This window comes from Streptomyces flaveolus, from assembly GCF_044765825.1.
Taxonomy (GTDB): domain Bacteria; phylum Actinomycetota; class Actinomycetes; order Streptomycetales; family Streptomycetaceae; genus Streptomyces; species Streptomyces flaveolus.
Window position 1 is genome coordinate 614139 of the sequence record NZ_JBIWKU010000001.1, and the last position, 25836, is coordinate 639974.

General features: G+C 73.4%; 21 protein-coding genes. 5 read left to right on the forward strand and 16 right to left on the reverse strand.

Features of this window, described 5'->3' with window-relative positions:
* Positions 1–118: 118 nt before the first annotated feature.
* The 4 genes from ACIRG6_RS02795 to ACIRG6_RS02810 form a co-directional block, all read right to left on the reverse strand.
* On the reverse strand, positions 119–1261 hold the full coding sequence (locus ACIRG6_RS02795; protein WP_364679712.1) for a carbohydrate kinase family protein: 1143 nt from the start codon (positions 1259–1261) through the stop codon (positions 119–121).
* A gap of 123 nt (positions 1262–1384) precedes the next feature.
* Complete coding sequence (locus tag ACIRG6_RS02800) at positions 1385–2770, reverse strand: MFS transporter (RefSeq protein WP_403320757.1); 1386 nt, start codon at positions 2768–2770, stop codon at positions 1385–1387.
* A 65-nt stretch (positions 2771–2835) separates the two neighbouring features.
* Entirely contained in the window at positions 2836–4125 is a 1290-nt protein-coding gene (locus tag ACIRG6_RS02805) for a glucarate dehydratase family protein (RefSeq protein ID WP_403320380.1), read from the reverse strand.
* A complete protein-coding gene (locus ACIRG6_RS02810; protein WP_403320383.1) occupies positions 4122–5084 on the reverse strand; it encodes a 5-dehydro-4-deoxyglucarate dehydratase in 963 nt (320 codons plus the stop codon). Before ACIRG6_RS02810 ends, ACIRG6_RS02805 begins: the two co-directional genes overlap by 4 nt.
* Before the next feature lie 101 nt (positions 5085–5185).
* Between ACIRG6_RS02810 and ACIRG6_RS02815 the strand changes: the two genes are divergently transcribed.
* Together ACIRG6_RS02815 and ACIRG6_RS02820 are read left to right on the forward strand one after the other, a co-directional pair.
* Positions 5186–5980 (forward strand): IclR family transcriptional regulator, encoded by a 795-nt coding sequence (locus tag ACIRG6_RS02815; RefSeq protein ID WP_403320386.1) that lies wholly within the window; start codon positions 5186–5188, stop codon positions 5978–5980.
* A 174-nt stretch (positions 5981–6154) separates the two neighbouring features.
* Complete coding sequence (locus tag ACIRG6_RS02820; RefSeq protein ID WP_403320388.1) at positions 6155–7504, forward strand: MFS transporter; 1350 nt, start codon at positions 6155–6157, stop codon at positions 7502–7504.
* Between the two features lie 3 nt (positions 7505–7507).
* Here the strand turns inward: ACIRG6_RS02820 and ACIRG6_RS02825 are convergent, their stop codons facing one another.
* The 5 genes from ACIRG6_RS02825 to ACIRG6_RS02845 all read right to left on the reverse strand — a co-directional run bounded on the left by ACIRG6_RS02825 (position 7508) and on the right by ACIRG6_RS02845 (position 13801).
* Entirely contained in the window at positions 7508–8506 is a 999-nt protein-coding gene (locus tag ACIRG6_RS02825) for an adenosine deaminase (RefSeq protein ID WP_403320390.1), read from the reverse strand.
* A 20-nt stretch (positions 8507–8526) separates the two neighbouring features.
* Entirely contained in the window at positions 8527–9432 is a 906-nt protein-coding gene (locus tag ACIRG6_RS02830) for a ribonuclease Z (protein WP_364679547.1), read from the reverse strand.
* Between the two features lie 15 nt (positions 9433–9447).
* The gene (locus tag ACIRG6_RS02835; protein ID WP_225635900.1) at positions 9448–9801 is read right to left on the reverse strand and encodes a histidine triad nucleotide-binding protein; all 354 of its coding nucleotides are present in this window, start codon (positions 9799–9801) and stop codon (positions 9448–9450) included.
* Between the two features lie 148 nt (positions 9802–9949).
* Positions 9950–13153 carry a S41 family peptidase gene (locus ACIRG6_RS02840; RefSeq protein WP_364679550.1) on the reverse strand — a complete coding sequence of 1068 codons (3204 nt, stop codon included), beginning with the start codon at positions 13151–13153 and terminating at the stop codon, positions 9950–9952.
* Between the two features lie 87 nt (positions 13154–13240).
* Complete coding sequence (locus ACIRG6_RS02845; RefSeq protein ID WP_381687483.1) at positions 13241–13801, reverse strand: hypothetical protein; 561 nt, start codon at positions 13799–13801, stop codon at positions 13241–13243.
* 71 nt (positions 13802–13872) lie between these two features.
* On the opposite strand from ACIRG6_RS02845, the gene ACIRG6_RS02850 reads away from it, so the two are divergent.
* A complete protein-coding gene (locus ACIRG6_RS02850; RefSeq protein WP_350721270.1) occupies positions 13873–14229 on the forward strand; it encodes a hypothetical protein in 357 nt (118 codons plus the stop codon).
* Positions 14230–14238: 9 nt separating this feature from the next.
* Here the strand turns inward: ACIRG6_RS02850 and ACIRG6_RS02855 are convergent, their stop codons facing one another.
* The 4 genes from ACIRG6_RS02855 to hrcA all read right to left on the reverse strand — a co-directional run bounded on the left by ACIRG6_RS02855 (position 14239) and on the right by hrcA (position 18346).
* The gene (locus ACIRG6_RS02855) at positions 14239–14988 is read right to left on the reverse strand and encodes a 16S rRNA (uracil(1498)-N(3))-methyltransferase (protein WP_364679554.1); all 750 of its coding nucleotides are present in this window, start codon (positions 14986–14988) and stop codon (positions 14239–14241) included.
* On the reverse strand, positions 14985–16070 hold the full coding sequence (locus ACIRG6_RS02860) for a nitronate monooxygenase (protein WP_239768122.1): 1086 nt from the start codon (positions 16068–16070) through the stop codon (positions 14985–14987). The genes ACIRG6_RS02855 and ACIRG6_RS02860 overlap by 4 nt, the downstream gene beginning before the upstream one ends.
* Before the next feature lie 122 nt (positions 16071–16192).
* The gene (gene dnaJ / locus ACIRG6_RS02865) at positions 16193–17329 is read right to left on the reverse strand and encodes a molecular chaperone DnaJ (protein ID WP_364679557.1); all 1137 of its coding nucleotides are present in this window, start codon (positions 17327–17329) and stop codon (positions 16193–16195) included.
* Entirely contained in the window at positions 17330–18346 is a 1017-nt protein-coding gene (gene hrcA / locus ACIRG6_RS02870; protein ID WP_077798810.1) for a heat-inducible transcriptional repressor HrcA, read from the reverse strand. It abuts the gene before it with no gap.
* A 163-nt stretch (positions 18347–18509) separates the two neighbouring features.
* Between hrcA and ACIRG6_RS02875 the strand changes: the two genes are divergently transcribed.
* Positions 18510–19235 carry an MBL fold metallo-hydrolase gene (locus ACIRG6_RS02875; protein ID WP_364819261.1) on the forward strand — a complete coding sequence of 242 codons (726 nt, stop codon included), beginning with the start codon at positions 18510–18512 and terminating at the stop codon, positions 19233–19235.
* Between the two features lie 34 nt (positions 19236–19269).
* Entirely contained in the window at positions 19270–20067 is a 798-nt protein-coding gene (locus ACIRG6_RS02880) for a DUF3097 domain-containing protein (protein WP_364819263.1), read from the forward strand.
* Positions 20068–20214: 147 nt separating this feature from the next.
* Here the strand turns inward: ACIRG6_RS02880 and hemW are convergent, their stop codons facing one another.
* The 3 genes from hemW to ACIRG6_RS02895 form a co-directional block, all read right to left on the reverse strand.
* Positions 20215–21447, reverse strand: a complete 1233-nt coding sequence (hemW, locus tag ACIRG6_RS02885) for a radical SAM family heme chaperone HemW (RefSeq protein WP_364679566.1) — start codon at positions 21445–21447, stop codon at positions 20215–20217.
* A gap of 27 nt (positions 21448–21474) precedes the next feature.
* On the reverse strand, positions 21475–23493 hold the full coding sequence (locus tag ACIRG6_RS02890; protein ID WP_364679569.1) for a SpoIIE family protein phosphatase: 2019 nt from the start codon (positions 23491–23493) through the stop codon (positions 21475–21477).
* A gap of 193 nt (positions 23494–23686) precedes the next feature.
* Positions 23687–25564, reverse strand: coding sequence for an AMP-dependent synthetase/ligase (locus ACIRG6_RS02895; RefSeq protein ID WP_350721277.1), 1878 nt, complete (start codon positions 25562–25564; stop codon positions 23687–23689).
* Positions 25565–25836: the final 272 nt, after the last annotated feature.

Sequence of the window (25836 nt, forward strand, 5' to 3'; positions counted from 1 at the left end):
GGCGGCAGCCGCACATCGACACAGCCTCGACCTGCACGTGAAGGTCGCCAAGGACTGGCAGCGGGACCCGAAGCAGCTGCGGCGGCTCGGGTTCTGAGGAAGCCCTCGGGACGGGCGGTCAGGTCGGGCGGCGGAAGCCGATGGTGGGGACCGCTCGTCGCAGGGGCCACGGCCTGACCGGTTCGTCCGGGACCAGGTCCGCCAGGAACGCGTACCGGCGCAGGGCCGTCGGGTCCTGCCCCTCCACCGACTGGACCTTGCGCCACCAGGTCGCGATCTCGGACCAGCCCGGCGCCGACAGGGAGCCGCCGAACTCCTGGACGGAGAGGGCGGCGGTCAGGCCGGCGAAGGCGAGGCGGTCGGCGAGCGGCCAGCCGGCCAGGGTGCCGGTGACGAACCCGGCGACGAAGACGTCCCCGGCTCCGGTCGGGTCCAGGGCCTCCACGGCGATGGCCGGGACCTCGGCGCTCTCCCCCGTCCGACGGTCCACCGCGTAGGCACCCTCCGCGCCGAGGGTGACCACCGCGAGCGGCACGTGCTCGGTCAGGGCGTGCGCGGCGGCGCGGGGGCACGTGGCGCCCGTGTAGCGCATGGCCTCCTCCGCGTTCGGCAGGAACGCCTCGCAGTGTGCGAGGTCGGCCAGCCCGGCCAGGTCCCACGCGCCGGTGTCGTCCCAGCCGACGTCGGCGAAGATACGGGTGCCCTGCGCGGCGGCCTGCGCGATCCACGGGGCGCGGACGCCGGGCGTCAGGGAGGCGATGGCCGCACGCGCCCGCGGCGGGCAGTCGGGGGACGGCTCCTGAGGCGGCGGCTCGTGGCCGTGGGAGACCATCGTGCGCTCCCCCTCGTACGCCATGGAGACCGTGACCGGCGAGTGCCAGCCGGCCACGGTGCGCGAGGGGGTCAGGTCGATGCCCTCGCCCCGGGCGAGCGCGTCCCAGCAGTAGTCGCCGTAATGGTCGTCGCCGAAGGCCGCCGCCAGCGAGGTGCGCAGGCCGAGGCGGGCCAGCGCGGTCGCCATGTTGGCCACGCCGCCCGGGCTCGACCCCATCCCGCGTGCCCAGGACTCGGTCCCGCGCACCGGGGCGGAGTCGAGCCCGGTGAAGATGACGTCGAGGAAGACGGTGCCGGTGAGATAGACGTCCCAGGGCGGGTCCTGCGGAGTGCGCAGGGCGGCCAGGGGGTCGACCTGTGGGTGTCGGTGCGATCCCTCGTCCGGCAGGTGGCGGTGTGTTCTCTCGTCGGCGGAGACGGCGGTCATGACGGTCCCGTCGGACGCCGCGGACACGGTGGACGCTGTCACGGTGCGCTCCCTGGCATGGTGCGGATCAGGCCAGTGTGCACCACGCCGCCGACAACCCGGTGGCGTTCGCGCCGGTGGGTGTCAGGCCGTCGCGGGCCCGGGGTGGGTGGTCCGGGCCGCGCCGGGGGTCGTCTCCGGGGCCGTCGCGGCCGGTTTCCCCACCGGTCGGGTGCGGACCCGGTCGTTGCGGCCGCCGCCCCGCACCAGCAGCACGCTGAGCGCGGCCAGGAAGCCCACGACGGTGAGCCCGACCAGGCCGCCCTTGGTGGAACCGGTCGTGTCCTCGATGATCCCGAAGGCGGTGGGGGCGACGAACCCGCCGAGGTTGCCGATGGAGTTGATCAGTGCGATGCCGGGGGCGGCGGCCCGGGCGTCGAGATAGCTCTGCGGGATGGTCCAGAAGACCGGGGAGGCCGGTTTGAAGCCCATCGCGGCCACGCACAGCGCGCCCAGACCGGCCCAGGGCGAGACGAACACGGCCAGCAGGGTGCCGCAGCCGCCGAGGACGAGCAGCGTGATCAGGACGGGCCGGCGCTTGCCGATGCGGTCGGAGATCCGCCCGCTGACGTACAGGGCGCCGATCGCGCACAGCCACGGCACGGACGTGAGCAGCCCCACCTGGAAGTCGCTCAGCCGGCCGATGTCGTCCACGATCGACGGCAGCCAGAACGTCACCGCGTACAGGGCGACGTTGATGGCGAAGTAGATCCACAGGAAGAGCAGCATCTGCGGGTCGGCGAGGAGCTTCCAGCGGGAGACCTTCGCCGCCTTCTCGCCACGCCGCGCGTCCCGCTCGTCCTGTTCGGCGTCGATGACCGCGATCAGGCCGGTCTTCTCCTCGTCGGTCAGCCAGGTCGCCTGCTCGACCCCGGAGTCCAGGAAACGGTAGACGACGAAGCCCAGGACGACGGAGAAGACGCCCTCCACGAAGAACATCCACTGCCAGCCGGAGTGGCCCCAGACGCCGTGCATCTCCAGCAGCGCGCCGGAGACGGGGCCGACGATGACGGTCGCGGTGCCGGAACCCATCAGGAAGACCGAGGTGGCGCGGCCCCGGTGGGAGTCGGGCAGCCAGCGGCTGAAGTAGTAGATGACCGCCGGGAAGAAGCCGGCCTCGGCGACGCCGAGCAGGAAGCGCAGGGCGTAGAACATCTCCACGCTGTCGACGAAGGCCATCGCGGTGGCGACGACACCCCAGCTGATCATGATGCGGGTGAGCCACACCTTGGGCCCGAACCGCTCCATGAGGATGTTGGAGGGGACCTCGAAGAGGGCGTACGCGATGAAGAAGATGCCGGCGCCGAGTCCGAACGCGGCGGCCGACAGCCCCACGTCGGCCCTCAGTTCGTCCTGGGCGAAGCCGAGGTTGACGCGGTCCATGTAGTTCGCCACGAACATGACGAAGAAGAGGGGAACCACGCGGCGGAAGATCTTGCGGACGGCGGACTGTACGGCGGGGGGATGCACCTCGGGACTGACTGCTGCGGACACGAGCGGCTCCGGTCGTGGCAGGGGAAGGGGGAAGGGGCGGTTCACCAACGGGGGACGGACGGGGTGACCCACTGCGGGTCGGCGACTCGCATCGCCGCCGCGTCGTCGCGGTCGCGGAGGGTGCCGTCGTCGTCGAGCCAGCGGCGGTGCAGGAACTCCAGCCGGTCGCGGTCGAGTGCGACGCCGAGGCCGGGGGCGTCGGAGACGGTGACCTTGCCGCCGTCGAAGGTGAGCCGTTCGGTGAGCACGTCCTCGGACTGCCAGGGGTAGTGGGAGTCGCAGGCGTGGTGGAGGTTCGGGACGGTGGCCGCCACGTGGGTCATGGCGGCGAGGCTGATGCCCAGGTGGGTGTTGGAGTGCATGGAGACGCCGACGCCGAAGGTGCGGCAGACGGCGGCGAGTTGCTGGGTGTTGCGCAGCCCGCCCCAGTAGTGGTGGTCGGAGAGCACGACCTGGACGGCGCCCTTGGTGAACGCCTCCCGGATCTCGGCGAACGTCGTCACGCACATGTTGGTGGCGAGCGGCACCCCGGTCTTCGCGGCGACCTCGGCCATCGCCGGGGTGCCGAGCGCGGGGTCCTCCAGGTACTCCAGGAGGTCACCGAGTTCCGCGGCGACCTCCAGGGAGGTCTCCACGGACCAGGCGCCGTTGGGGTCGAGGCGCAGGGGGTGGCCGGGGAAGGCCTCGGCGAGGGCCTTGATCGCGGCGATCTCCTCCTCGGGCGGGAAGACGCCGCCCTTGAGCTTGAAGGAGGTGAAGCCGTACCGCTCGGTGAAGGCGCGGGCCTGGGCGACGACGCCCGCCGGGTCGAGGGCGGCGCCCCAGTCGTCCTGCTCGCACGCCACGCCCTCGGGGTGGCCGGCCCACTTGTAGAACAGGTAGGCGCTGTACTCGACGGCGTCGCGGACCTTGCCGCCCAGCAGCGCGTGCACGGGCAGGCCGAGCGCCTTGCCGAGGGCGTCGAGGCAGGCGACCTCGAAGCCGGAGACGACGGACAGGCGCAGCTTGTCGGCGGTCTGGACGCCGCGCAGACCGCCGACGTCGACCTGGCCGGAGACCCGGGAGGAGTCGACGGCGACCTGGTCGGCCGTGGTGAACAGGCCGTTGAGGTCGCTCACCTGACGCCCGACGAGCTTGTCGGCGAAGGGGCGGGCCAGTTCGAGGTACTTGGCGTCCCCGTAGGTCTCGCCGACGCCGGTGACGCCGTCGGCGGTCTCCACCTCGACGATCAGGCGGGGGGTGTACGGCTGGTGGACGCCCTGGGTGTTGAGCAGCGGCGGGTCGGCTACGAGGATCGGCGTCAGGCGGACGTCGGTGATGGTGAGGTTCACAGGGCGGCTCCTACGAGGGCGAGTCCGGCGGTGAGCAGGGTCTTGAGTTCGGCCAGGTCGGCGGCCGACGGGTCGGTGAGCGGGGCGCGCACGGGGCCGACCGGGCAGCCGCGCAGCCGGGCCGCGGCCTTCACGAGGGACACGGCGTATCCGGGGACGCGGTCGCGCAGTTCGACCAGGGGCACGTAGAAGTCGCGCAGCAGTTTGTCGACGGTGCCGCTGTCGCCGTCGCGCAGGGCGGCGAGGAAGGCGTTCGCGATCTCGGGGGCGAAGGCGTGCACGGCGGAGGAGTAGGCGGGGACGCCGACGGCGGCGTAGGCGCGGGCCTGGACCTCTGCGGTGGCGGCGCCGTTGAAGAACAGGAAGTCCTCGGGGGCGGCGAGCACCGTGCGCTGGAGGCGGTCGAGGTCGCCGTGGCCGTCCTTGAGGCCGATGACACCGGGGAGGCGGGCGATGCGCCGGACCGACTCGGCGGTGTAGGTGACCTGGCCGCGCTGATAGGCGATCAGCGGGAGCCGGGTGCCGGCGGCGATCCGCTCCAGCTGGGCGACCAGGCCCTCCTGCGGGGCCGCGGTGAGGTAGTGCGGCATGACGAGGAGGGCGTCGGCGCCGGCGTCCTCGGCGATGCGCGCGAACCGGAGGGCCTGCGCCCAGCCGTATCCGGCGCCGGCGACGACGGGCACCCGGCCGGCCGTCTCCTCGACGGCGATGGTGACGACCCGGCGGTACTCGTCCTCGTCGAGGGAGAAGAACTCGCCGGTGCCGCAGGCGGGGAAGACCGCGCCGGGACCGGCGGCGACGCGTTCGGCGACGTAGGCCCGGTAGCCGTCGGGGTCGAGTGACCCGTCGTCGCGGAAGCTCGTCAGCGGGAAGGACAGCACCCTGTCCGCCATCCCCTCCCGCAACCGCCGGACCACGGCCGTCACGGGGTCGGTGCCGGTATCGGAAGCCACACTCATCGCCGTCTCCGTATGTAGATGCCGTCCACGTATGAAGATGGAGATTAGATAGGCGGACGGGAGTCGTCAATGGGTCGGCGGCGTCCGTTTACGATCGGCACATGTCGGAGACAGGGGGCGCGGCAGGCGGCGTCCGCGAGGTGAAGTCGGCGGCGCGCACGGTCGAGCTGCTGGAGGTGCTGGCCGCGCGCGGGGACCGCCCGGCCCGGCTCCAGGAGCTGGCGGACGAGCTGGGCGTGCCGCGCAGCTCGATGTACGCGCTGCTCCAGACCCTGATCTCGCGCGGCTGGGTGCGCACCGACATCACCGGCTCGCTGTACGGCATCGGCATCCACGCCCTGCTCACCGGCACCAGTTACCTCGACTCCGACCCCCGGGTGCGGGTGGTGCGGCCGTACCTCGACGAGGCGTCCGAGGCGCTGGGCGAGACGATCCACCTGGGGCGGCTCGACGGGCACGACGTGGCCTATCTGGCGACCCGGGAGTCGCACGAGTACCTGCGCACCATCAGCAGGGTGGGGCGCCGACTGCCCGCCCACGTGGGCGCCCTCGGCAAGGCACTGCTGGCGGAGCGGCCGGACGCGGAACTGCCCGAGGGCCCGTACGAGGTACTGACCCCGAACACGCACGCCGGCCGGGACTCCCTGGCGGCCGACCTCGCCGAGATCCGGGAGCGCGGCTACTCCGTCGACCGCGAGGAGGGCGTGACGGGAATCGTCGGCTTCGGCTTCGCGCTGCGCTACGAGGTCCCGGCCCTGGACGCCATCAGCTGCTCGGTGCCGGTGGCCCGCCTGACGCCGGATCACGAGGCGCGCATCGTCGCGGTGATGCGGGAGATCCGGGCCAAGGTGGAGGCGACAATTCCGGCCGGAGGCGGCTCGGTCCACTGGCGGTGACGCGCCCTTCTACCCGGGCACTGGAACCCCAAACACAGGTGTGGCCCGGATCACACCCCCTCGCCTGTTTTCCGCCTCCCCGCGCTTGATACAAATTGCGCGCGCGTTCCTGTCCGTCGACGGTCGTCGCCCCCTCACCCTCCCCCCTTCCTTTCGCATGCCCTGGGAACGCCCGTGTTCGCCCCCCGCACCACTCCCTGGCCCCTCGTCGCCCTTTTCACGGCCGGGTACCTTCCTCCCTACCTGCTCCCCACCACCGTCGGCAGACTGGACACCGGCCTGCCGCTGACCGCCACGCAGGCGGGCGCCGTCGGCAGTGCGCTGCTGCTGAGTTCGGCGACCGCGGGCTTCCTCCTCGCCTCCCGGGTGCAGCGGATCGGCGCCCGGACGCTGGCCCGGTTCGGGCTCGTCCTGGCCGTCGTCGGCTACGGCTCCGCCGCGCTCACCACCGCCGTCCCGGCCGTCGTCGCCGGCGCGGTCCTCGGCGGTTTCGGGTCGGGCACCGCCACCACGGTCGCCGCCACCCGGATCGCCGCCGAGCACGACCCCCACCGCGCCTCCACGCTGGGCCTGCTGACGGTGTCCGCGCTGGCCGGCGCGGTGTATCTGACGGTGCCGCACCTCGGCCGGGCGCACGGCCTGCCGCTGGCCGCGATCGCGCTGACCGCCCTCGCGGTGTGGCCGCTGACCGGCCGCCTGCCGGGCGGGACGGCCACGTCGCCGGCCGCGCACGACACGAACCCCACCACTCCGCTCCCCCGCCGCCGCTCGGGACTGGTCCTCGCGGCCACCGTGCTGTGCTGGTCCCTCGCGCAGAACTCCCTGTGGGGCGTCAGCGGCCGGATCGGGCTGACGCAGGCCGGTCTGGGCGACGCCACCCTCGGGGTCGTCTTCGCCGTCGCGCTGGGCGCGGGACTGGTCGGCGTCCTGGTGGCCGGCGCGCTCGGGCCGCGGCTGGGACGGGCGATGCCCATCGGCGCGGGCACGGTACTGATCGCGGGCTGCATCGCGGTGAGCGCGTCCGCGACCTCCCCCACGACGTTCGCGACCGGGGAGATCGCCTGGAACACGCTGTACCCGGTCGTCCTGTCGTACCTGATCGGCCTGGCCGCCTCGCTCGACCCGCGCGGCCGGTGGGCGGTGCTCGTCGGGTCGGCGTCCTCGCTGGGCACGGCGGCCGGGCCGCTGACCGGCAGTGTGCTCTCGGCGCAGGCCGGTTACGCGGGCATGGGCCTGGTCCTCGGCGCCGGTCTGCTGCTGGCCGCCGTGCCGATGACGGCCGTCGCCCTGCACACCGGCGGGCGCCCACTGCTGCCCGGCGCGATCCGCCGCCGCGGCGGCACCCCGGCCGCCCTGGTCGCCGCCGCCACCGGCACGCCCAGCGGTGCCGTGCCCCAGGTCGGCGCCATGGAACAGCCGGTCGTCCAGATCGACATGGACGCCCGGGCCGTGCCGGTGCAGCGCGCCTACGACACGGCGGGACCCCGGGCGGCGGCGGCCACACCGGGGTCCGGGACGGGCTGAGTCCTACGCCGTCGGGAACGCGTACGCCTCCACCTCGGCCAGGTAGCGCGCCCGCAGCTCCTCGTCGTCCTCCAGGAAGGAGGCGAGGAAAGAGTTGCGGGCCAGCTCCCGCAGCCGCTCCTCGGTGAGGCCGAGCGCGGCGCGCACGGCGTCGAGGTTGTCGCCCGCGTAGCCGCCGAAGTAAGCGGGGTCGTCGGAGTTGACCGTGCACATCAGCCCGGCGTCGAGCATGGCGGGCAGCGGGTGGTCGGCGAGGGTGTCGACCGTGCGGAGCCGCACGTTGGACAGCGGGCACAGGGTCAGCGGGACGCGGTCGCGCACCAGCCGCTCGACCAGCGCCGGGTCCTCCATCGCGCGCAGACCGTGGTCGATCCGCTCGACGCCGAGCACGTCCAGGGCCTCGGTGACGTACGCCGGCGGGCCCTCCTCACCCGCGTGCGCGACGCGGCGCAGCCCGAGGGCGGCGGCGGCCTCGTACACCTCGCGGAACTTCACCGGCGGGTGACCGACCTCGGCGGAGTCCAGGCCGACGCCGGTGATGCGGTCCAGGTACGGCTTCGCCGCGTACAGGGTCTGCAGGGCCGACTCGGCGGACTCGTCGCGCAGGAAGCACATGATCAGCCGGGTGGAGACGCCGTGGTTCTCCCGGCTGCGGCCCAGCGCCCGCCACAGGCCCTCCACGACCGTGCCCATCCCCACGCCCCGGGCCAGGTGCGCCTGCGGGTCGAAGAAGATCTCCGCGTGCCGTACGCCCTGCGCGGCGGCGCGGGCCAGGTAGGCGTTGGCGAGGTCCTCGAAGTCCCGCTCGGTGCGCAGGACGGCCATGAGCTCGTAGTACAGGTTCAGGAAGGACTGGAGGTCCTCGAACCGGTACGCCTCGCGCAGGGCGTCCGTGTCCGCGTAGGGCAGGGCGACACCGTTGCGGGCGGCCAGCTCGAAAGCCAGCTCCGGCTCCAGGGTGCCTTCGATATGGAGGTGCAGTTCCGCTATGGGCAGGGGCATCAGAGCATGGTACGGCGGTTTCACCGACGCTTCGGAACCGGGACTCTCAGTAGGTCGTGGGCCACGGTCAGCTCACCGTCGTAGCCGGCGGCCCGTGCCTGCCGTTCGAACTCCTCCGGGTCCGCATAGCGCTGACTGAAGTGGGTGAGGACCAGGTGCCGCACGCCCGCGTCCTGGGCGGCCCGAGCGGCCTGCCCGGCGGTGAGGTGGCCGTGGTCGGCGGCGAGCTCCTCGTCCTCGTCGAGGAACGTCGACTCGATGACCAGCAGGTCGCATCCCTCGGCCAGCTCGTGCACCCCCGCGCACAGCCGGGTGTCCATGACGAACGCGAACCGCTGGCCGCGGCGGACCTCGCTGACCTCGTCCAGCGCTACGCCGTTCAGCTCGCCCTCGCGCTGGATGCGGCCCACGTCGGGGCCCTTGATGCCGTGCGCCGCCAGACGCTCGGGCAGCATGCGCAGGCCGTCGGGCTCGGTGAGCCGGTAGCCGTACGACTCGACGGGGTGCGAGAGCCTGCGGGCGTCCAGCGTGTAGGCGGGGGTGACCGCGAGGGGCCCGTCCGCGTCGACCGGAGCCTCGGTGAGGGCGACCGTCTCGCGGTAGGCGGTGGCGTACCGCAGGCGGTCGAAGAAGCGCTGCCCGGAGCGCGGGTAGTGGGCGGTGACCTCGTGCGGGACGCGGTCCAGGTTGATGCGCTGGATGACACCGGCGAGACCGAGGCTGTGGTCGCCGTGGAAGTGCGTGACGCAGATCCGGTTCAGGTCGTGGGCGGCGACCCCGGCGCGCAGCATCTGGCGCTGCGTGCCCTCGCCGGGGTCGAACAGGATGCCCTCGCCGTCCCAGCGCAGCAGGTAGCCGTTGTGGTTGCGGTGCCGGGTCGGGACCTGACTGGCGGTGCCGAGGACGACGAGTTCACGGACGGACATCGTGGGCGTGCCGGGTTATCCGGGGGGCCATTCGAGGCCCCGGCCGCCGAGGACGTGGGCGTGGGCGTGCCAGACGGTCTGGCCGGCGCCGGTGCCGGTGTTGAAGACGATGCGGTAGCTGTCCAGCTTCTCGTCGTCGGCGACGGCCTGGGTCTCGCGCAGCACGTCCGCGGCGAGTTCCGGGGCGCCGGCGGCGAGGGCGGCGGCGTCGCGGTAGTGCGCCTTGGGGATCACCAGGACGTGGGTGGGCGCCTGGGGGTTTATGTCGCGGAACGCGACGGTGGTGTCCGTCTCGCGGACGATCGTCGCCGGGATGTGACCCGCGACGATCTTGCAGAACAGGCAGTCGTCCTGTGGCTCGCCGGACATGGGCGCTCCTTACGGTGGTGATCTTCTGGGGGCATGCTATCCGTCAAGCCGCGGGCAATCGTGCCGCCTCTGGGGGTACCGCCCAGGCCGTTCGGGCACTGGGGGAGGCACGACTGCCCGCAGCTCCGACGGCTGCGAGTGCCGGCGGCTACGGCAGGCTCGGTGGGGTTTTCGCGGGCGTCGCCTCCAGCGCCTCCAGTGCCAGCCGGATCGCCTCGTCCAGCTGGGGGTCGCGCCCCGCCGCGTGATCCTGCGGGCGCTGCGGAACCTCCACGTCCGGGTCGACGCCGTGGTTCTCCACGCCCCACCCGTACCCCTCCAGCCAGAACGCGTACTTCGGCTGCGTGATCAGCGTCCCGTCGACCAGCCGGTAGCGGCTGTCGATGCCGACGACGCCGCCCCAGGTGCGGGTGCCGACGACCGGCCCGATGCCGAGCGCCTTGATCGCGGCGTTCACGATGTCGCCGTCGGAGCCGGAGAACTCGTTGGCGACGGCCACGACCGGGCCGCGGGGCGCGTCCTGCGGATAGCTGGACGGCCGCATGCCGCGCGGCAGGTCCCAGCCGACGATCCGCCGGGCCAGCTTCTCCACGACGAGCTGGGAGGTGTGCCCGCCGCGGTTCTCGCGCACGTCGACGACCAGGCCCTCCCGGGCCACCTCGACGCGCAGGTCGCGGTGGAGCTGGGCCCAGCCGGAGCCGACCATGTCGGGCACGTGCAGATAGCCGAGCCGGCCGCCGGACCTCTCGTGGACGTGGGCGCGGCGGTCGGCGACCCAGGCGTGGTAGCGCAGGGGCTCCTCGTCGGCGAGGGGGACGACGACGGCGTGCCGCAGCTCGCCGCCGCCGGCCGGGGAGACGGTCAGCTCGACCGGCTTGCCGGCCGTGCCGACGAGCAGCGGGCCGGGTCCGGTGACCGGGTCGACGGGCTGCCCGGCGACCGCCACGATCGCGTCACCGGCGCGCACCGCGACGCCGGGCGCGGCGAGCGGGGAGCGGGCCTGGGGGTCGGAGGTCTCCGAGGGCAGGACGCGGTCGATGCGCCAGGTGCCGTCCTCGTGGCGGGAGAGGTCGGCGCCGAGCAGGCCCTGCCGGGCGCCGCCGCCGTGGCCGCCGCGCGGGGTGACGTAGGCGTGCGAGGTGCCGAGCTCGCCGTGCACCTCCCACAGGAGGTCGACCAGGTCGTCGTGGGTGGCGAGGCGGTCCAGGACGGGGCGGTAGCGGTCGAGGACGCCGTCCCAGTCGACGCCGTTCATGTCGGGCCGCCAGAAGTTGTCCCGCATGATGCGGCCGGTCTCGTCGAACATCTGGCGCCACTCGGCGGCCGGTTCGACGGTCTGCCGGACCCGGCCCAGGTCGACGGTGATGTTGGTGTCGCTGTCCTCGTCGCCGGAGGCCCGCCGGTCGCTGGGGACGACCTTGAGCCGTCCGTCGGTCCACAGCAGCACCCGCTTGCCGTCGCCGCTGACCTCGAAGTGGTCGGCGTCGCCCGAGAGGTGCTCGACGCGCTGCTGGGCGAGGTCGTAGCGCTCCAGCTCGGTGTGCGGGTCGGGGTCGTCCGGGTTGGCCCGGGAGGCGCCGAGGACGCCGATGACCGGATGGCGCAGCCACAGGACGCCGTCCTTGGCGGCGCGCAGCCGGGAGTAGCGGGCGGCCTCCACCGGGAAGGGCACGATGCGGTCGGCGAGGCCCTCGATGTCGATCCGGGTGGTCGGGGTGCCCTCGCTGTCGGGGGTCTCCTCGCGGTCCGGGGTCTCGAAGGGGCGGCCGTGGCGCTGCGGGCCGAAGGGCGACGGGGTGGTCGCGGCCAGCGTGATCAGGTACGGGCGGGCGCCCTCGACGAAGGCCATGTCGAAGACGTGCTCGTCGTAGACCGGGTCGAAGGAGCGGGTGGAGAGGAAGGCGAGGTGCTTGCCGTCCAGGGTGAAGGCGGGCGAGTAGTCCCGGAAGCGCAGCGGGGTCGCCTCGCTCACCGACAGGTCGGTGGTGTTGGCGAGTTTGAGCTGGCGCAGCGGGTCGGGGCCGGGGTGGGACCAGGCGAGCCAGGCGGAGTCGGGGGAGAAGACCAGGCCGGAGGCGTCGCCGTTGTCGCTGCGGTCGACCTCGCGGACCTCGCCGGTCTCGCGCTCGACGAGCAGGACGCGCCCGTCGTGCGAGGCGACGGCGGCCCGGCTGCCGTCGGGTGCCATGGCCAGGCCCAGGACCCGGCCGAGCTGTCCGGCGGCGAGGCGGCGCGGGGTGGCGCCGGGCGCGAGGCCGGTGGCCGGCGCGAACTCCAGGGCGTCGTCGCCCTCGGCGTCCGTCACCCACACCACCCACTCCTCGCCGTCGGCGCGGAAGGTGCGCGGCAGCCGGGTGCGGACGCCGGGCGTCGCCGCCAGTGCGCGGGCCGGACCGGAGCGGTGGGTGACCCAGTGGACGCCGCCGCGCACGGCGACGGCGCTGCCGCGGGCGGTGTGGTCGGGGGACCCGGAGCCGAACCAGCGGGCGGCGTTGACCGGGTAGGCCTGGAGGTCGACGCGCGAACCGCCGAGCCGGATGTCGAGCCGGCGCGGCTCGGCGCCGTCCAGGTCGTCCAGCGTCCACAGTTCACCGGCGGACGAGTAGACGACGCGGCTGCCGTCGGTGGCGGCGTGCCGGGCGTAGAAGCTGTCGAGTGGGGTGTGCCGGCGCAGGTCGGAGCCGTCGGCGAGGGAGGAGTAGAGGGCGCCGGTGCCCTCGTGGTCGGAGAGGAAGGCGAGCCGCTCGCCGACCCAGAACGGGTACTCGATGTTGCCGTCGAGGTCGCTGTGCAGGCGTACGAACTCGCCGTCGTCCTCGGCGTCGATCCACAGCTTGCCCGCCGTGCCGCCCCGGTAGCGCTTCCACCAGGCGGCCTCGCGGCCCATCGGCGCGGACAGCAGCACGGTGTGCGGGCCGTACGCGACGTCGCCGACGGGCCCGTACGGCAGGGTGGCGGCGGGTCCGCCGTCGAGCGGGACGGCACGGGCCCAGCTGCGGCGCAGGCTCGCCTGGCCGTAGGTGCTGAGGGCGAGGACCTGTCCTTCCGGGGTCCAGCCGCGCACCTGGGTCCGCAGGCTGCCCCAGTGCGTGAGGCGTTTCGCCGGGCCGCCGTCGACGGGGGCGATGTGCACCTCGGGGGCGCCGTCGCGGGTGGACGTCCAGGCGACGGTGGTGCCGTCGGGCGAGATGCGCGGGTGGTTCACCGGCATGTTGTCGGCGCTGACCCGCCAGGCCCGGCCGCCGTCGAGCGGGGCGAGCCACACGTCGTCCTCGGCGGTGAAGGCGACCAACTCGCCGTGCGGGTGCGGAAAGCGGAGGTAGGCAGGCGCTGCGGGCTGAGTCACCCGCACAGCCTATGCAGGGGCGGGGGTCGATCGACAGGGGTTCGGATCACTTCCCGCCCCCGCGCACGGGAAGCGGTGGCAGCGCTGGGCGGGCTACTTGCCCTCCACGGGCCGGCAGTGCGGATCGTCCGGGCACCAGATGGTCCGGGTGACGGTGACCGTGGGGCCCGGCCGGTCGTGGGTGGGCCGGTTCGCGGGCGGGGAGGTCCTGGCGTCGCAGTTCCCCAGTCCCTTGACGTGGAACCACTCCTTGCCGCCCACCTCGGCCGTCAGATCGCCGCGCACGCAGGCGCCGTTGACGACTCGGGTGACCTTGCCGTGGACGGTGATGTCCTGCCCGTCGTCCGTCTTGCCCTCGCAGTCGACCGAGGCGACGGTGTCCTCGCCCGCCGACGCGGTGGCGCCGTCGCCCTCGAAGGAGGCGGTGCAGGTGAGCCACCGCACCCCGGCGTCCCGCCGGTCGAGTTCGCGGGTCACCGTCTGGTCGGTCGTGTACGCCACCGACGCGGAGCTGAGTCCGCCCGGGTCGCAGGCGACGAGTCCGCCGACGGCGACCACCGCGCCGACGGCCACCGGCACCACCCGCCGGCCGCCCCGCGTGCTCGGGACGCTCACGATGCTCGGGATGCGCCAAATCCGTCTCAATGCCCCCATGGAGGGCAGCCTGCCACCGGTGCGGGGCTCGCGGTAGGGCGCATACGGCCACTCCTCACTACCGTGGGCGGATGCGCAGCGGACGCCGGCTCAGAAAGCTCGTCGTGGACGGGACCACGACCTACGTGTGGTCGGTGCGTCACCGGCACAGCGTCACGGAGCCCTGCCAGGAGGTGCTCACCCTGTCCCGGGACGGGACGCGGACCCGCCTGCTGTTCCGTGGCGGCGAGGGCCGGTTCGTCCCCGACGGGTTCCTGCCCTCGGGCTGCGTGGCCGTGGGGGACGAGTCGCTCAACCTGCACGAGCCCGGTGTCGTACGGGCCTTCGCCGACGAGGCGGCCCGGCGCGGCCTGCTCGGCCGGTCCGCGGAGCTGGACGGCTGGGACCTGTTCGCGGCGGTCGCCGCCGCCCGCACGGCGGACGGCTGACCGGCGCCGTCAGGACCAGCGGCCGGTGCGCGCCAGGAGGACGGCGGTCGCCGCGGTACCCGCGGTGGAGGTGCGCAGCACGCTGCGGCCCAGGCGGTAGGGCTTGGCGCCCGCCTGCGCGAAGAGCGCCAACTCCTCGGGGGACACGCCCCCTTCGGGACCGACGACCAGCACGATGTCGCCGGCTGCGGGGAGTTCGACGGAGGCCAGCGGCTCCTCGCCGCTCTCGTGGAGCACGGCGGCGAAGGCCGCGTCGGCCAGAAGTGACGCAACCTGCTTGCTGCTCGCCGCGTCCGCGACGTCGGGGAAGCGGACCCGGCGGGACTGCTTGCCGGCCTCCCGGGCCGTCGCCCGCCACTTGCCGAGCGCCTTCAGACCGCGGTCGCCCTTCCACTGGGTGATGCAGCGGGACGCCGCCCACGGCACGATCGCGTCGACACCGACCTCGGTCATCGTCTCGACGGCCAGCTCACCGCGGTCGCCCTTGGGGAGCGCCTGGACGACGGTGACGCGGGGCTGTTCCGACGGCTCCTCGTGGACGCTCTCCAGACCGGCCACGACCAGGCGGTCCTTGCCCTCGGCCGCCTTCACCACGCCCTCGGCCCAGCGTCCGCGTCCGTCGGTGAGGACGACGTCCTCGCCGGCCCGCAGCCGCTTCACGGAGACGGCGTGCCGTCCCTCGGGGCCGTCGAGGACGTACTCACCGCCGGTCAGGTCCCCGGACCGGAGCGAGTCGACCACGAACACCGGAGCCGTCATCGGCCCGTACCTCCCGTCACGTACTGCGACAACGCTGTCCCCGCGGACGCGAGTTCGGCGGCGAGCACCTCCACCAACTGCCCCGCGGGCAGCTCCCGGGCCAGCCGGTGGCCCTGTCCCGCCCACAGCGCCATGCCCTGCGCGTCGCCCGCCTTCGCCGCGGCCTTGCGCAGCGGCGCGGTGAGGTGGTGCACCTCCGGGTAGGCGGCGGGGGCGTACGGGCCGTGCTCGCGCAGGAAGCGGTTGACCAGGCCGCGGGCGGGGCGGCCGGAGAAGGCGCGGGTCAGTTCGGTGCGGACGAACAGCGGGTTGGTCAGCGCCTGCTTGTGCAGGGCGTGCGCGCCGGACTCGGGGGTGGCGAGGAACGCGGTGCCCAGCTGGGCCGCGCTCGCGCCGGCCGCGAGCACCGCGGCGATCTGGGCGCCGCGCATGATGCCGCCGGCGGCGACGACGGGCAGGCTCACCGTCTCCCGGATCTGGGCGACCAGCGACAGCAGCCCGATCCCGGCGCCGCCGGTCTCCAGGTGGTCGCGGTGGGTGCCCTGGTGTCCGCCGGCCTCGACGCCCTGCGCGATCACCGCGTCGGCGCCGGCCTGCTCGACGGCCCGGGCCTCGTCGGCGGTGGTCGCCGTGACGAGGGTGAACGTGCCGACGCGGTGGAGCGAGTCGACGACCTCGCGGCTCGGCACGCCGAAGTGGAACGACACCACGGGCACCGGGTTGTCCAGCAGCACCGCGAGCTTGGTGTCGTAGCCGTCGTCCCGGCCGCAGTCGGGGTCGCCGAGCTCGGTCTCGTACCAGGCTGCCTCGCCGGCCAGCTGATGGGCGTAGACGCCGACGGCCGAGGGGTCGGCCGTCTCCGGCTGCGGCATGAAGAGGTTGACGCCGAACGGGCGGGCGGTCAGCCCCCGCACCTGCTTGATCTCCTGGTACATCCCGTCCGCGGTCTTGTACCCGGCGGCCAGGAATCCCAGCCCTCCCGCCTCGCAGACCGCGGCGGCGAGCTGCGGCACGGAGACGCCGCCCGCCATGGGCGCCTGCACGATCGGGTAGGGGAAGAGATCGGTCAGTGCGGAGGACATGAGCGAATGTTGCCACGTCCCCCGCACAAGTCCGAATCCGGGCTTCCGTCGGCATACGCCAGGAGCACCAGCACCCCGAGGCCCTGCCGACGGCCCATGTCAGCGCCCGTCGAACGCGTCGGTCAACGCCCGTTGAACGCGTCCTTCAGCCGCGAGAACAGACCCTGCTGACCCGGCTGGAACTGGCCCTGGGGCCGTTCCTCGCCGCGCAGCTTGGCCAGCTCGCGCAGGACGCGTTCCTGCTCGGGGTCGAGCTTGGTCGGGGTGGTGACCTCGACGTGGACGATGAGGTCGCCCCGGCCGCCGCCGCGCAGATGGGTGACGCCGCGCCCGTGCAGCGGGATCGACTGGCCGGACTGGGTGCCCGGGCGGATGTCGACCTCCTCCATGCCGTCGAGGGTCTCCAGCGGCACCTTCGTGCCGAGGGCCGCCGCCGTCATCGGGATGGTGACCGTGCAGTGCAGGTCGTCGCCGCGGCGCTGGAAGGTCGAGTGCGGCAGCTCGTGGATCTCGACGTACAGGTCGCCGGCGGGGCCGCCGCCGGGGCCGACCTCGCCCTCGCCCGCGAGCTGGATCCGCGTGCCGTTGTCCACACCGGCCGGGATCTTCACGGTCAGGGTGCGCCGGGAGCGGACCCGGCCGTCGCCCGCGCACTCGGGGCACGGGGTCGGGACGACGGTGCCGAAGCCCTGGCACTGGGGGCAGGGCCGGGAGGTCATGACCTGGCCCAGGAAGGACCGGGTGACCTGCGACACCTCACCGCGGCCGCGGCACATGTCACACGTCTGGGCCGTGGTGCCGGGGGCCGCGCCCTCGCCGTTGCAGGTGTTGCAGACGACCGCCGTGTCGACCTGGATGTCCTTGGTCGTACCGAACGCGGCCTCGTCCAGCTCGACCTCGATACGGATCATCGCGTCCTGGCCCCGGCGCGTGCGCGAGCGCGGACCGCGCTGCGACGCCGTACCGAAGAACGCGTCCATGATGTCCGAGAAGTTCCCGAAGCCACCCGCGCCGAAGCCGCCCGCGCCGCCGCCGGCGGCCTGCGAGAGCGGGTCGCCGCCGAGGTCGTAGACCTGCTTCTTCTGCGGGTCCGACAGCACCTCGTAGGCGGCGTTGATCTCCTTGAACCGCTCCTGGGTCTTCGGATCGGGGTTGACGTCCGGGTGCAGCTCGCGGGCGAGCCTCCGGAACGCCTTCTTGATCTCGTCCTGGGACGCGTCGCGGCGTACGCCGAGTACGGCGTAGTAGTCCGTGGCCACCTACGACTCCGCCAGGATCTGTCCGACGTACCGTGCCACTGCGCGTACCGCTCCCATCGTTCCCGGGTAGTCCATGCGGGTCGGTCCGACCACGCCGAGCTTGGCAACCGCCTCGCCGCCCGAACCGTAGCCCACCGACACGACGGACGTGGAGTTGAGTCCTTCGTGGGCGTTCTCATGACCGATACGGACGGTCACGCCCGGATCCTTCGCCTCGCCGAGCAGCTTGAGGAGCACGACCTGCTCCTCGAGGGCCTCCAGGACGGGCCGGATCATGAGGGGGAAGTCGTGCCCGAAGCGGGTGAGATTGGCGGTGCCGCCGATCATCAGCCGCTCCTCGTTCTCCTCGACCAGTGTCTCCAGCAGAGTGGAGAGCACGGTGGAGACCGTACCGCGGTCCTCGGCCTCGAAGGCCTCCGGCAGATCCTCGACCAGGCTCGGGACGTCCGAGAACCGGCGCCCCGCGACCCGGCTGTTGAGCCGCGCGCGCAGATCCGCGAGGGACGCCTCGCCGAAGGGCGCCGGGCAGTCGACCATGCGCTGCTCGACCCGCCCGGTGTCCGTGATCAGCACGAGCATCAGGCGCGCGGGCGCCAGGGAGAGCAACTCCACGTGCCGCACGGTCGAGCGGGTCAGCGAGGGGTACTGCACGACGGCGACCTGCCGGGTCAGCTGCGCGAGCAGCCGCACCGTGCGGGCCACCACGTCGTCGAGGTCGACGGCGCCCTCCAGGAAGTTCTGGATGGCACGCCGCTCGGGCGCGGTCATCGGCTTGACGCCGGCCAGCTTGTCGACGAAGAGCCGGTAGCCCTTGTCGGTCGGGATCCGCCCGGCGCTGGTGTGCGGCTGGGCGATGAAGCCCTCGTCCTCCAGGGCCGCCATGTCGTTGCGCACGGTGGCCGGGGAGACGCCGAGGTTGTGCCGCTCGGTGAGGGCCTTGGAGCCGACGGGCTCCTCGGTGCCGACGTAGTCCTGGACGATCGCGCGCAGCACCTTCAGCCTGCGTTCACTGAGCATCGCGCACACCTCCAGAAGCCGTCCGCCCGGTGTTCTCCCTGGCACTCTGCGTGTGCGAGTGCCAGACTTCCCCGGCCCAGTGTACGGCCGCCGGGTACGCCCCCGGCAAGGCCGGGGCGCCACCGTCGTGCCCGGGAGCCGTCCCGGCGCTAGCGTCGCCGGTGTGACGGTGACTTGGGAAGACCTGGGATGGGAGCGGCTGGCGGCCGGGGTGGGGCGGTGCCGCCTGCCGGTGTGGGACTGCACGGCGGGGCTGGTCGTCGGCGCGGACACGGCGCTGTTGGTCGACGCCGGGTCGAGCCTCGGTGAAGGGGCGCGGTTGCGCGTGGCGGCGCAGGAACTGGCCGGGCACCGTGTGACGCATCTCGCGCTGACCCACCCGCACTTCGACCACGTCCTCGGCGCCCCGGCGTTCGCGGGCGCGGAGGTGTTCGGGGCGGTGGGCACGGCCGCGCTGCTGGCGAGCGGCCGGGAGGCGCTGCGGGCGGACGCGGTGGCCCACGGCCTGGACGTCCGGCTCGCGGAGGAGGCCGTGGACGCCCTCGTCGCGGTGCGCCACGAGGTGTGCGGCGAGTGGACGCTCGACCTGGGCGGCGGCCGGCAGGTGCTGCTGGCCAACGTGGGCCCGGGGCACACCGGCCACGACCTCGCGGTACTGGTGCCGGGCGACCCGGAGACCGTGTTCTGCGGGGACCTGGTCGAGGAGTCGGGCGAGCCGCAGGCCGGCCCCGACGCCGTGCCGTCCCACTGGCCGGCCGCCCTCGACCGGCTGCTCGACCTGGGAGGCGAGGACGCGCTGTACGTTCCCGGCCACGGCGCGGTGGTGGACGCGGCGTTCGTCCGGGCCCAACGGGACGCGCTGGCCGCCCGCTTCGGCGTGTCGCGCTGATCACGGCCGGCGTATTCCTCGTATCGTCGGCAGAATGCGCCAGTACTCCGCCGATCTGACCCCGCCGTGGAAGAAGCCGCAGCCGGTGCCCGAGGTACCGGCCGACCCCGGTCTGGTGGTCGAGGAGCCCGGCACCGGCTTCTGCGGCGCGGTGATCCGCTGCGAGGCGGGCACGGTGACGCTGGAGGACCGCTTCGGCAAGCACCGGGTGTTCCCGATGGAGCCGCGCGGTTTCCTGCTGGAGGGGCGGGTGGTGACCCTGGTGAAGCCCGCCGCGGGACCGGCGCGTCCCACCCGCACGGCATCCGGCTCCGTGGCCGTCCCGGGCGCACGCGCGCGCGTGGCCCGCGCCGGGCGCATCTACGTCGAGGGGCGGCACGACGCCGAGCTGGTCGAGAAGGTGTGGGGCGACGACCTGCGCATCGAGGGCGTGGTCGTGGAGTACCTGGAGGGCGTCGACGACCTGCCCTCCATCGTCGCCGACTTCGCGCCGGGCGCGGACGCGCGGCTGGGTGTCCTGGTGGACCACCTGGTGCCGGGGTCGAAGGAGTGGCGGATCGCGGAGGCGGTGACGAGCGAGCACGCGCTGGTCGTGGGTCACCCGTACATCGACATCTGGGAGGCGGTGAAGCCGTCGTCCGTGGGGATCGCCGGCTGGCCGCGGGTGCCGCGCGGCCAGGACTGGAAGACAGGGGTGTGCCGGGCGCTCGGCTGGCCGGAGAACACGGGCGCCGCCTGGCAGCACATCCTGGGCCGGGTGCGGTCGTACAAGGACCTGCAGCCGGAGCTGCTGGGCCGGGTGGAGGAACTGATCGACTTCGTGACGACGTGAGCCTCGTCCTCGAATGCCGGAGGGGCTGATCTCAGCCCGTCCGGCGTTGGAGAACGAGGCCGCCCAGGCCGAAGCGGGGGGGCTGGGGGGCGCAGCCCCCGGAGGCCGGGAACGGGAAGGGGCGGCGGCGGCGAGAAAAAGGCCTGGTCAGTCCACCAGGTCCCGCACGACCGCATCCGCCAGCAACCGCCCGCGCAGCGTGAGCACGGCCCGCCCCTCCCCGTACGGCCCCTCCTGGAGCAACCCGTCCGACAGGGCCCGGCGAGACGCGGCGAGACCCTCCTCACGAAGGAGCGACAACGGCACCCCCTCCCGGAGCCGCAACTCCAGCAGAACACGCTCCACCCGCCGGTCCTCGTCCGTCAGCACCTCCCGCCCCGCTCCCGGCGACTTCCCCGCCGCCAGCGCCCCCGCGTACGCCCCCGGATGCTTCACGTTCCACCACCGCACCCCGCCCACGTGCGAGTGCGCCCCCGGACCGGCCCCCCACCAGTCGGCCCCCCGCCAGTACAGCTCGTTGTGCAGGCACCGCCCCGCGTCGGAGGTGGCCCAGTTCGACACCTCGTACCAGTCGAAGCCCGCCGCGGACAGCGTCTCCTCGGCGATCAGGTACCGGTCGGCGTGCACGTCGTCGTCGGTCATCGGGACCTCGCCGCGCCGGATGCGCCGGGCGAGCTGCGTGCCCTCCTCCACGATCAGCGCGTACGCGGAGACGTGGTCGGGTCCGGCGCCGAGCGCCGCGTCCAGCGAGGCCCGCCAGTCGTCGTCGGACTCCCCCGGCGTGCCGTAGATCAGGTCGAGGTTGACGTGCTCGAAGCCGGCCGCGCGGGCCTCGGCGACGCACGCCTCGGGGCGGCCCGGGGTGTGGGTGCGGTCCAGCACCTTCAGGACGTGCTGCCGCGCGCTCTGCATGCCGAAGGAGATCCGGTTGAAGCCGCCCTCGCGGAGGGTGGCGAGGTACGCCGGGTCGACCGACTCCGGATTGGCCTCGGTCGTCACCTCCGCGTCCGCCGCGAGGCCGAACTCGTCGCGGATCGCGTGCAGCATGCGTACCAGGTCACCGGCGGCCAGCAGGGTGGGTGTACCGCCGCCGACGAAGACCGTGCGGACCTCGCGGGGGTCGTCGCCGAGCACCTTGCGGGCGAGGCGGACCTCGTCGACGAGTGTCTCGGCGTAGTTGTCGCGGGAGGCGAGGACGCCGCCGGTGCCGCGCAGCTCGGTCGCGGTGTAGGTGTTGAAGTCGCAGTAGCCGCAGCGGGTCGCGCAGTACGGGACGTGCAGGTAGAAGCCGAGGGGGCGGTCGGCGGCCCCGGTGAGCGCGGACGCGGGCAGGGCACCGTCGGCGGGGACGGGCTCGCCGTCGGGGAGTGCGGAGGGCATGCGTTCCATTGTCCCGTACCGCCGCGGTTACTCCGCCTGGAGCACCAGCAGGGCGAGGTCGTCCTCCGGGGGACGGGCCCCGAACTCGTGCACCAGCCGCCGGATGCGCTCGGCGACCAGCCCGGCGTCCAGCCCCGCGCACCCGGCGAGTGCCGCCGCGAGCCCGTCGCCGTCGTCGAACTGGCGGGAGCCGCTGCGCCGCTCGGTGACGCCGTCCGTGACGCACAGCAGGGTCTCGCCGGACCGCAGCTCGAAGGTCTCGCTGGTGTACGTCGCGTCCTCCAGGACGCCGAGGAGGGTCCCCGGCTCGGCGACCGTGCGGACGGCGCCGTCGGGAGAGAGCAGCAGCGGCAGCGGGTGTCCGGCGGAGGCGAGGGTGCAGCGGACGACGCCGTCGCCGACCGGGACGAGTTCGCCGTAGAGCAGGGACAGGAAGCGGGTCTGCGGTCCGTCGCCCGGGGCAACCGGACGGCCGCCGACGGCGACCAGGGCGCGGGCGGCGGCGTCCGCGGCCTCGATGGCGTCGTCGAGGAGCAACTGGTTGAGGCGGTCGAGGACGTCGGGGACGCCGTACCCCTCGCGGGCCAGCAGCCGCAGCCAGGGCCGGGCGAGCCCGATGACGACGGCGGCCTCGGGGCCCTTGCCCTGGACGTCGCCGACGGTGAAGCACCAGCGGCCGTCACCGGCCGGGAAGAGGTCGTAGAAGTCGCCGCTGGGGCCGCCCTTGTCACACGGTTCGTAGACGAGGGCGCTGCGCACTCCCGGGATCTCGGCGACGGCGCCGGGCAGCAGGCCGCGCTGGAGGACGGCGCTGATGGTGGCCTGGCGGGCGTACTGGCGGGCGGCGCCGATGGCGAGCGCCACCCGGCGGCTGAGGTCCTCGACCAGGCCGCTGATCTCGTCGGGGAAGCGGGGGGTGCCGGCCCGCCCGATGACCAGGGTGCCCAGCGGCCGGCCGCCGGCGACCAGGCGGTAGGCGAGCGCGGCGCCGTGCGCGCCGTGCGGACCGAGGGCGTCGCCCGGCCAGGGATGCGCGACGGGACCGGAACGCCACGGGTCGCGGGAGCGGGGCGGGTCCTTCTCCAGGGCGAGCCACAGGTCGTCGACGTGGCTCTCGCTGCTGTGCCAGACGCGGGCCAGCCGCGCTCCCACGGCCGCCCCGGTGTCGTCGCCCCAGCCTCCCCGGCCCAGGGACTCGTCGTCGAGCCACACGGCGCACCAGTCGGCGAGGCGCGGCACGATCAGCTGGCCGGTGAGGGAGGCGACCAGGTCCTCATCGAGCTGTCCGGCCAGCAGGTCGGAGGCCTCGGCGAGGAAGGACAGGGCGCCGCGGCCCAGCCACTCCCGGTCGTGGACACCGCGCCGTCCGGGTTCTGCCGTGCCGTCTCCCCAGTCGGGCCACTGCGGGCGGTCCGGCCCGTCCACGCCGTCCGGCCCGTCCGCCGCGCACTCGGTGCCCGCCGGGCCGGCGCAGCCGTCCGGGGACTCGGTGCTCCGCGCGCCCCGCTCCCCGGTGTACGCCTCGATCCGTTCGGCGGCCTCGTCGCCCGCCGCGGTCAGGCGCGCCCACACGGTCTTGGTGCCCGGCCGGTAGGTGATGCCCCAGGCCTCCGAGAGCGCGGCGACGAGCCGCAGACCGCGCCCGTACTCGGGGGTCTCGTCCGGCGTCTCGCGGTCGCCGCCCCTCGGCGCACGGGTGGGGTGGTGGTCGGTGGCCTCGACGACGAGCGTGCCCGTCTCCTCCAGCCGGAGGCCCACCTCGACGTCGGTCCCGGCGTGCACGACGGCGTTGGTGACCAGCTCGCTGACGACCACCAGCGCGTCGGCGGCGAGGTGGCCGGTCAGCTGCTGCGCCCCGGGCAGGCCGAGCGCGGCCCAGTCGGCGAGCGTGGCCCGCACCATCGCACGGGCCGCGCCCGCCGCGAGGGAGCTGCCGAGCAGGGTCATGTGCGCCCGCGCGCACTCCCGGGCGGACACCTCGGCGGAGGGCGCGGACGCCCCGCTGACACAGGAGACGGTCTCCCGTTGCGTCGGAATGGCCCCCATGGACGGCTCCCCGGGCAGTTCGTGCGAATACTTCGCAGTCGTTGCCGACAGAGTGACAGACCGGCCCCGCCCGGATGCGTGGAGTTACCGAAGTGGGCCGCCATGGGTGAGAACCGTGCTAGGCGAACGCTCGAACACGGCCGGAAGACGGACATGTTCGAGCGTCGGCCGTACGCACCGCGCCGTCCGGGCGCTACGCCTCGCGCGAGCCCTCGTACATCTCCTCGATCAGGTGCTTGTACTCGCGCTCCACCACCGGCCGCTTCAGCTTCAGGCTCGGGGTGATCTCGCCGTGCTCCACGTCGAGGTCGCGGGGCAGCAGGCGGAACTTCTTGATGGTCTGCCAGCGCTGGAGACCCTCGTTGAGCTGCTTGACGTAGCCGTCGACCATCTCGACCGTCTCCGGTGCCGCGACGATGTCGGCGTACGGCTTGCCGTCCAGGCCGTTCTCCTTCGCCCACTCCGTGATCGCGGCCTCGTCGAGGGCGATGAGCGCCGTGCAGAAGTTCCGGTCGGCGCCGTGGACCAGGATGTTGGAGACGTACGGGCAGACCGCCTTGAACTGTCCCTCGACCTCGGCGGGCGCGATGTACTTGCCGCCCGACGTCTTGATCAGGTCCTTCTTGCGGTCGGTGATGCGCAGGTAGCCGTCGGGCGAGAGCTCGCCGATGTCGCCGGTGTGGAACCAGCCGTCGGACTCCAGCACCTCGGCGGTCTTCTCGGGCAGCTTGTGGTAGCCCTCCATGATGCCGGGGCCGCGCAGCAGGATCTCGCCGTCGTCGGCGATGCGCACCTCGGTGCCGGGCAGCGGCTTGCCGACCGTGCCGGTGCGGTAGGCCTCGCCGGGGTTCACGAAGGAGGCCGCGGAGGACTCGGTGAGGCCGTAGCCCTCCAGGATGTGGATGCCGGCGCCGGCGAAGAAGTAGCCGATCTCGGGCGCGAGGGCGGCCGAGCCGGACACGCAGGCCCGCAGCCGGCCGCCGAAGGCCTCGCGGATCTTGGCGTAGACGAGGGTGTCGGCGACCTTGTGCCTGGAGGCGAGGCCGAAGGGGGCGCTCGCGGTGCCGGTGCGCTTGAAGTTGTCCTGGGTGACCTTGGCGTACTCGCGGGCGACGCCGGCGGCCCACTGGAAGATCTTGTACTTGGCCCCGCCGCCCGCGCGGGCTTTGGCGGCGACGCCGTTGTAGACCTTCTCGAAGATGCGCGGGACGGCCGCCATGTAGGTCGGCTGGACGACCGGCAGATTCTCGATGATCTTGTCGACGCGGCCGTCGACGGCGGTGACGTGACCGACCTCGATCTGGCCGGAGGTGAGCACCTTGCCGAAGACGTGCGCGAGCGGCAGCCACAGGTACTGCACGTCGTCCTCGGTGACCAGGCCGGTCGCCGCGATCGCCTTCGCCATGTACGACCAGTTGTCGTGCGGGAGGCGGACGCCCTTCGGCTTGCCGGTGGTGCCGGAGGTGTAGATGAGGGTGGCGAGCTGGTCCTTGGTGAGCGCGCCGACCCGCTCCTTGACCAGCTCCGGGTCCTTCTCCAGGCGGGCCGCGCCCCGGCGCTCCAGCTCTTCGAGGGTGAGGACCCAGTCCTCGGTGGTGTCGGCGCCCGCCGCGTCGATCACCACCACGTGGGTGAGATCGGGCAGCTCGGCCCGCTTCTCCCTGGCCTTGGCGAGCTGGGCGGCGTCCTCCGCGATCAGCACCCGGCTCTCGGAGTCGGACAGGATGTACGCCGACTCCTCCGCGTTGGTCTGCGGGTAGACCGTGGTCGTCGCGGCGCCGGCGCACATGATGCCGAGGTCGGCGAGGATCCACTCCAGCCGGGTGGAGGAGGCCAGCGCCACGCGCTGCTCGGACTGCACGCCGAGCTCGATCAGTCCGGCCGCGATCGCGTAGACCCGCTCGGCGGCCTGTGCCCAGGTGAGCGACTTCCAGTCGTCCGGGCCCTCGCCGGAGACCGGTGGGACCGGGTAGCGGTACGCCTCGGCGTCCGGCGTGGCCGCCACACGCTCCAGGAAGAGTCCCGCCACGGAGGGCGGACGGTTCTCGATCAGTGTCTGTGTGTCGCTCACGACATCCTCCGGGCCCGCGACGGTGCGGCTGGCTCAGGTGCGGCTGGTTTCACTCTCGGGCGGTGTTCGGGCTGGTGCTCGCACGACCGTTCCCGGCCGTTGTTTAACTCGCGAGTAACTATGGGGCAGGCATCAGAGTAAAGGGCGACCGGCCCGCGCGTAAGACTCCGCGCCCTGTCACTTCACACAAAGGCCGCCCGTGACATGCGAAGGGGCCCGCCGCACTTTCGTACGGCGAGCCCCTTCGTGTCCGTTTTACCCGTGGTGTACGG